6 protein-coding genes are annotated in these 6,762 nt (G+C 60.9%); 2 read left to right on the top strand and 4 right to left on the bottom strand.

What is annotated here, in order from left to right; all coding sequences use genetic code 11:
• Positions 1 to 31: 31 nt before the first annotated feature.
• Genes KGA97_RS28635 through KGA97_RS28620 form a run of 4 tightly spaced genes read right to left on the bottom strand, consistent with a single transcriptional unit; the run spans position 32 to position 5,158 of the window.
• Entirely contained in the window at positions 32 to 253 is a 222-nt protein-coding gene (locus KGA97_RS28635) for a formate dehydrogenase subunit delta (RefSeq protein WP_008025460.1), read from the bottom strand.
• Complete coding sequence (fdhF, locus tag KGA97_RS28630) at positions 250 to 3,126, bottom strand: formate dehydrogenase subunit alpha (RefSeq protein WP_223481928.1); 2,877 nt, start codon at positions 3,124 to 3,126, stop codon at positions 250 to 252. The genes KGA97_RS28635 and fdhF overlap by 4 nt, the downstream gene beginning before the upstream one ends.
• A complete protein-coding gene (locus tag KGA97_RS28625) occupies positions 3,123 to 4,682 on the bottom strand; it encodes a formate dehydrogenase beta subunit (protein ID WP_223481927.1) in 1,560 nt (519 codons plus the stop codon). The genes fdhF and KGA97_RS28625 overlap by 4 nt, the downstream gene beginning before the upstream one ends.
• A complete protein-coding gene (locus KGA97_RS28620; protein WP_008025466.1) occupies positions 4,682 to 5,158 on the bottom strand; it encodes a formate dehydrogenase subunit gamma in 477 nt (158 codons plus the stop codon). The genes KGA97_RS28625 and KGA97_RS28620 overlap by 1 nt, the downstream gene beginning before the upstream one ends.
• 424 nt (positions 5,159 to 5,582) lie before the next feature.
• Between KGA97_RS28620 and KGA97_RS28615 the strand changes: the two genes are divergently transcribed.
• Positions 5,583 to 6,332: a hypothetical protein gene (locus KGA97_RS28615; RefSeq protein WP_008036614.1), complete on the top strand. Its 750-nt coding sequence runs from the start codon at positions 5,583 to 5,585 to the stop codon at positions 6,330 to 6,332.
• A 36-nt stretch (positions 6,333 to 6,368) separates the two neighbouring features.
• Complete coding sequence (locus KGA97_RS28610; protein ID WP_008025469.1) at positions 6,369 to 6,737, top strand: PH domain-containing protein; 369 nt, start codon at positions 6,369 to 6,371, stop codon at positions 6,735 to 6,737.
• The last annotated feature ends 25 nt before the right edge of the window (positions 6,738 to 6,762 follow it).

Raw genomic sequence — 6,762 nt, 5'->3', positions numbered from 1 at the left:
CTCCTACAGGTTTTTTCGTCGTTTTCTAGATCTACGCCTCCCAACCCGCCCCGCTGACCGCCTCTTGCGCCAACGGATGCAAATCCGCCCCCTGATGCTCTGTCTGCCAGGCCAGCAACTCCTTGCGCATGCCCGGCGTCCAGTACATCTGTAGATGATTACGCACACCGAGCACGGCCTGTTTCCGGTCCGGTTCGGTGGCGAAGTACTGGGCGATCTGGTTGACCATCTTGATCAGGTTGGCAGTGCTCATCGGCGCACCTCCGCTTTAGCGCCTTGACGGCGTTCCTTGAGCAAACGGTGCTGTTCGTCAGTGAACTCCTGGAAGCGTTTTTGCCACTCGGACGGGTGGTAGACGCGGCTGACCTCAACGGCGGTGACCTTGTACTCCGGACAGTTGGTCGCCCAGTCGGAGTTGTCGGTGGTGATCACGTTGGCCCCCGATTCAGGGAAGTGGAACGTGGTGTACACCACGCCCGGCGCGACTCGTTCGGTCACCCGCGCACGCAGCACGGTTTGCCCGGCGCGGCTGCCGATGCCCACCCAATCGCCTTCATTGATGCCACGGCTTTCGGCATCGGTCGGGTGGATTTCCAGCCGGTCTTCATCGTGCCAGGCGACGTTCTCGGTACGCCGGGTTTGAGCGCCGACGTTGTACTGGCTGAGGATGCGTCCGGTGGTCAGCAGCAGCGGATAGCGGTTGTTGACCTTCTCCTCGGTAGGCACATAACCGGTGAGCATGAACCGCCCCTTGCCGCGCACGAATTGATCGATGTGCATGGTCGGCGTGCCGTCCGGTGCGGCGGCGTTGCACGGCCATTGCAGGCTGCCGTGGCGGTCCAGTTCGGCGTAGCTGACATTGGTGAACGTCGGCGTCAGGCTGGCGATTTCATCCATGATTTCCGATGGATGTTTGTAGTTCATCGGGTAGCCCAAGGCGTTGGCCAGCGCCACAGTGCCTTCCCAGTCGGCCTTGCCGCCCAACGGGTCCATGACCTTGCGGACCCGCGAGATACGGCGCTCGGCGTTGGTGAAGGTGCCGTCTTTTTCCAGGAACGAAGCGCCCGGCAGGAACACATGGGCGAACTTGGCGGTTTCGTTGAGGAAGATGTCCTGCACCACCACGCATTCCATGGCCGACAAGGCCGCGGTGACGTGCTGGGTATTCGGATCGCTCTGGGCGATGTCTTCGCCCTGGCAATACAGGCCCTTGAAACTGCCGGCCAGCGCAGACTCGAACATGTTCGGAATCCGCAGGCCCGGATCGGGTTGCAGGGTGACGTTCCACGCCTGTTCGAACTGCGTACGGACCGTTTCGTTGGAGATGTGCCGGTAGCCGGGCAACTCGTGGGGGAAGGAACCCATGTCGCAGGAACCTTGAACGTTGTTCTGCCCACGCAGCGGGTTCACGCCCACGCCTTCGCGGCCGATGTTGCCGGTCGCCATGGCCAGGTTGGCGATGCCCATCACCGCCGTACTGCCCTGACTGTGCTCGGTGACGCCCAGGCCGTAGTAGATCGCGGCGTTGCCTCCGGTTGCATACAGGCGAGCTGCGGCACGAATATCGGCAGCGTCGACGCCGCAGACAGGGGCAAGGGCTTCCGGCGAATTCTCCGCACGGCTGACAAACTCGCTCCAGCGGGCGAAGTCATTGCCCTCGCAACGAGCGTCGATGAAGGACTGATTGAGCAGGCCTTCGGTAACGATCGTGTGGGCCAACGCGTTGAGCATGGCTACGTTGGTGCCGGGGCGCAGGGCCAAGTGATATTCGGCGCGGGCGTGCACCGAATCCACCAGATCGATGCGACGTGGGTCGATAACGATCAACCGCGCACCTTCACGCAGACGGCGTTTGAGTTGCGAAGCGAACACCGGGTGAGCGTCGCTCGGGTTGGCGCCCATCACCAGGATCACGTCGGCCTGCATCACCGAATCGAAACTCTGGGTGCCGGCGGACTCGCCCAAGGTTTGTTTCAAGCCATACCCGGTCGGTGAGTGACAAACCCGCGCACAGGTGTCGACGTTGTTGTTGCCGAACGCGGCGCGCACCAGTTTTTGTACGAGATAGGTTTCTTCGTTGGTGCAACGGCTGGAGGTGATGCCACCAATGGAATCGCGGCCATATTTCTGCTGCAAGCGACGGAATTCGCTGGCGGCGTAGGTCACCGCTTCATCCCAGCTGACTTCCTGCCATGGGTCGCTGATGTTCTTGCGAATCATCGGTTTGGTGATGCGATCCGGGTGGGTCGCGTAGCCCCAGGCAAAGCGCCCTTTGACGCAAGAGTGGCCGTGGTTGGCCTGACCGTTCTTGTCCGGAACCATGCGCACCAGTTGGTCGCCTTTCATCTCGGCGCGGAACGAACAGCCTACGCCGCAATAAGCGCAGGTGGTGATCACGCTGCGTTCCGGCTGGCCCATCTCGACGACGCTTTTTTCCATCAGCGTCGCGGTAGGGCAGGCCTGCACACAGGCGCCGCAAGACACGCATTCCGAATCGAGGAAATTCTCGCCACCAGCAGCGGCCACGCGGGATTCGAAACCGCGCCCGGTGATGGTCAGGGCAAAGGTGCCCTGGGTTTCTTCGCAGGCGCGCACGCAGCGGTTGCAGACGATGCACTTGCTCGGGTCGTAGTCGAAATAAGGGTTGGAGGTGTCTTTCACGTCCTCCAGATGGTTTTCGCCTTCATAGCCGTAACGCACTTCCCGCAGGCCGACCTGACCGGCGACGGTTTGCAACTCGCAGTTGCCGTTGGCCGAGCAGGTCAGGCAATCCAGCGGGTGATCGGAGATGTACAGCTCCATGACGTTGCGGCGCAGGGTTGCGAGCTTCGGCGTCTGCGTATGCACGGTCATGCCTTCGGTGACCGGCGTGGTGCAGGACGCGGGATAACCGCGCATGCCGTCGATCTCCACCAGGCACATGCGGCAGGAGCCGAAGGCTTCCAGGCTGTCGGTGGCACACAGTTTCGGAATGGTGGTGCCCATCAGCGCGGCGGCGCGCATCACCGAAGTGCCTTCGGGCACGCTGATGCTGCGACCGTCGATGTTCAGGGTGACTTGCACCTGGCTTTCGCGAGCGGGAGTGCCCAGGTCGATATCGGTTTTCGGGTCGAAGAGAGTAATCATTGCTCGGCCTCCGAAGGCTGCAGACCGAAGTCGGCGGGGAAATACTTGAGGGCGCTGGTGACCGGGAAGGGGGCCATGCCGCCCAAGGCGCACAGCGAACCGTATTGCATCGTGTCGCACAGGTCCTTGAGGATGATCACCTGCGCATCGCGTTCGCTCTGGTCCGGCGCGGCCAGCATCCGGTCGATAACCTCAACGCCCCGGGTCGAGCCGATGCGGCAAGGCGTGCATTTGCCACAGGATTCCTCGGCGCAGAACTGCATGGCGAAACGGGCCATTTGCGCCATGTCCAAGGTGTCGTCAGCCACGACCACACCGCCGTGACCGACCATCGCGCCGATGCCGGCGAAGGCCTCGTAATCCAGCGGTGTATCGAATTGCGACGGCGGTACCCAGGTGCCGAGCGGGCCGCCCACCTGCGCGGCTTTCAGCGGTCGACCACTGGCGGTTCCGCCGCCGTAGTCTTCCACCAGTTCCCGCAGGGTCAGGCCAAACGCCCGTTCCACCAGGCCGCCGTGACGAATATTGCCCGCGAGTTGGAAAGGCATCGTGCCCATTGAACGGCCAATCCCATAGTCGCGATAAAACTGCGCACCTTTCGCCAGAATCAGCGGCACCGAGGCCAGGGTCAGCACGTTGTGCACCAGCGTCGGTTGGCCGAACAGGCCCTGCAACGCAGGGATCGGCGGCTTGGCGCGGACGATCCCGCGCTTGCCTTCAAGCGAGTCCAGCAGCGCGGTTTCTTCACCGCAGATGTAAGCGCCGGCACCGACGCGCACTTCCATATCGAAGGCCAGACCGCTGCCGCCGACATTGGCGCCGAGGTAACCCGCTTCACGAGCAATGTTCAACGCTGCACGCAGAGTGGCCACGGCATCCGGATATTCCGAACGGACATAGATGTAGCCGAAGGTGGCGCCGACGGTAATGCCGGCAATGGCCATGCCTTCGATCAGCAGGAAGGGGTCGCCTTCCATCAACATGCGGTCGGCGAAGGTGCCGGAATCGCCTTCGTCGGCGTTGCACACAATGTACTTCTGGGCCGCCTGAGTGGCGCGCACCGTGCGCCATTTGATCCCGGCGGGGAAGGCCGCGCCGCCACGGCCACGCAGGCCTGAATCGAACACTGCGGTTGCGGTCTCTTCGCCGCCAATGGCGACGGCCCTTGTTAAGCCTTCGAAACCGCCGTGGGCCCGGTAATCGTCAAGCGACAGTGGCCGGGTAATACCGGCGCGGGCGAACAGCAGGCGTTGTTGAGATTTGAGATAAGGCAGCTCCTCCACCAGGCCCAAGGCCAGTGGGTGAGCGGATGGGTCGCCTTTCAAGGCATCGAGCACGGACGGCACATCGTCTGCGGTCAGCGGACCGAAGCCGATCCGGCCTTGCGGGCTGTCCACTTCCAGCAGCGGCTCCAGCCAATACAAACCGCGCGAGCTGGTGCGCTGCAGCTCCAGCGGCAGATTGCGTTCCTTGGCCTGAGTGATAAGCGCTGTGGAGACTTCATCGGCCCCAACAGCACGGGCAAGGGAATCACAGGGCAAATAAAGAGTCGGCATCACGCGTCCTCCCGGCAAGCGTCGAGCAAGGCATCGAGACGCTCAGCGCTAAGCCGCGCATGCACCCGGCCATCCAGCTCCAGAGCCGGCGAACAGGCGCAGGCGCCGAGGCAATAAACGGGGCGCAAACTGATGTTGCCGTCGGCGCTGCTGCCGTGATCGTCCAGTTGCAGGCGGTCGCGCAACTGCGCGGCCAGCTCCTCGGCGCCACGGCTCTTGCAGGACTCGGCGCGGCACAGACGCAGAATATGGCGGGCCGGCGGCGAGGTACGGAAGTCATGGTAAAAACTGATCACCCCGCGAACCTCGGCCTGACTCAGGTTGAGGGCATGAGCAATCTCGGGGACGGCCACATCGGGGATGTAACCGATGCGTTCCTGAATATCATGAAGAATGGGCAACAGAGCGCCGGGGGAGCCTTTGTGGCGCTCCAGCAGGCTGTTGACCAAAGGCAGGTGCAAACTCTCATCAGGCATTCAGCAATCCTCACGGTCACGGACAAACCAGAAGGTTGTCGGTCGTCCGAAAGTGTCGGCTGCGGCACTCACACCACGTCACGGTATCGTGGCAATTTCAGGCCGGTGGCCAGGGCACCCTGAATGGGCATCTTGTTGTGCCCGGCACGGTCTTCGCCGCACCTCAATAAGGGCATAAAAGTCAGATTGCCACGCGGCCCTTTATTAATCCGCACCAAAGCGACGTGCTCGGTTCTGTCTACGACCACCCATTAAGTCTAGACGAGAGGCAGCCGAAGGCGTCAGATGCACCTGGCACTCGGGATTCAATTCAATAAACAGGGGCTAGCAGTAAATAGAGTCTGTCCCCTTTGCTGCCAGTGGACGGCAAGGCGGCAAAACAGTAGCGTTGCGCCACTTTCATCAACTTTGTAACGGACTACACATGGCCACTGTCACTCGAGTCTCGCGCCTGTTCTGCGCAATCACTTTCGCCGTCGTGATGACCCCGGCGCTCGCCGGCCTGTCGAGTGAAACCCCGACATACGCCTGGGACGGCTACCTCTCCGATTGCCAGAAATTTCTGCAGGTGGTGGCCGAGGTGCAGGCCGGGCGCCAGACGCCCAAAGAAGCTAATCCCGCTATCAAGATGCATCTGAGTACCCTTGAGTTCCATCGCTACTACCTATCCCCGTCAAGCCTTGGCTCCCCCGAATACGCTCGTTGTGAGAGCGGCGTTCCCATAGCGGAAGAGATCGCGCACAAGGGCGAAATTGAACTCAGCAAAGACGTGGACGAGTATCTCGCGCAAGCCCAGATCAAACACCTGGCCTCCCCGGCATACAAGCGCGCTCGCTCTCTGGGCTTCACCGACGTCGGCGAAATCGGGGAACTCGACCAGCACGCCGAGCTGGATGGTGAAGCAAATCTGAAGACCTTGATGATCAGAGTCGATTCTGGTTGCGGCGAACATTTCCGCGCCGCGAAATACGTCAAACCTTATGTGATCTACACCGTCGGTCCTGACGATGGCACCTGCGCCATTAACCGGAACGTCGCCGTGTTGGGCGGCAAAGTCGCGGAGTGGGGCGAGTACATTGATGAAGAAGCGATTTTTCAGTATGTGGGATGGAAGAAACTGCCCGGACAGGATGGATTCCCCGTCAACATTCGAGTCGTAAAAGCGCTGAAGTAATTCGCAGGGATTTTTCTTCGAACGGAGGATGGGCAGATGATCGACTTCAACAACAAAGGCTTCTTCAAACTCAAGCAAAACGAAGAATACGCAGAACGGGTCAGTGCACTGTTGCTGGAAGGCGAGCACGTCATCGACTCGTATAAATCCATGCGCGACGGCGTCGTCTTCACCAACAAACGCATCATCGCCGTCAACGTACAGGGCATCACCGGCAGCAAAAAAGACTTCACCTCACTGCCCTACAAAAACATCGTCGCCTACTCGGTAGAAACCTCCGGCACCTTCGACCTGGACTCGGAACTGGAGATCTACTTCTCGTCGCTGGGCAAAGTGAAATTCGAATTCACCGGCCGGACATCAATGGTAGAAATCTCAAAACTGATCTCCCAACACCTCCTCTAACCCGAGCACCCAAAAGCCCCGAAAC

Source organism: Pseudomonas sp. BF-B-15, assembly GCF_019946675.1.
In the GTDB taxonomy this organism is placed as follows: domain Bacteria; phylum Pseudomonadota; class Gammaproteobacteria; order Pseudomonadales; family Pseudomonadaceae; genus Aquipseudomonas; species Aquipseudomonas migulae.
Note: the sequence above shows the minus strand (reverse complement) of the source record. Positions and strands in the feature narration are given on the sequence as shown.

What these genes read in the sequence shown, in the direction of transcription:
- KGA97_RS28635 (WP_008025460.1), bottom strand. Translation starts at nt 253, where the DNA reads ATGAGCACTGCCAACCTGATCAAGATGGTCAACCAGATCGCCCAGTAC.
- fdhF (WP_223481928.1), bottom strand. Translation starts at nt 3,126, where the DNA reads ATGATTACTCTCTTCGACCCGAAAACCGATATCGACCTGGGCACTCCC.
- KGA97_RS28625 (WP_223481927.1), bottom strand. Translation starts at nt 4,682, where the DNA reads ATGCCGACTCTTTATTTGCCCTGTGATTCCCTTGCCCGTGCTGTTGGG.
- KGA97_RS28620 (WP_008025466.1), bottom strand. Translation starts at nt 5,158, where the DNA reads ATGCCTGATGAGAGTTTGCACCTGCCTTTGGTCAACAGCCTGCTGGAG.
- KGA97_RS28615 (WP_008036614.1), top strand. Translation starts at nt 5,583, where the DNA reads ATGGCCACTGTCACTCGAGTCTCGCGCCTGTTCTGCGCAATCACTTTC.
- KGA97_RS28610 (WP_008025469.1), top strand. Translation starts at nt 6,369, where the DNA reads ATGATCGACTTCAACAACAAAGGCTTCTTCAAACTCAAGCAAAACGAA.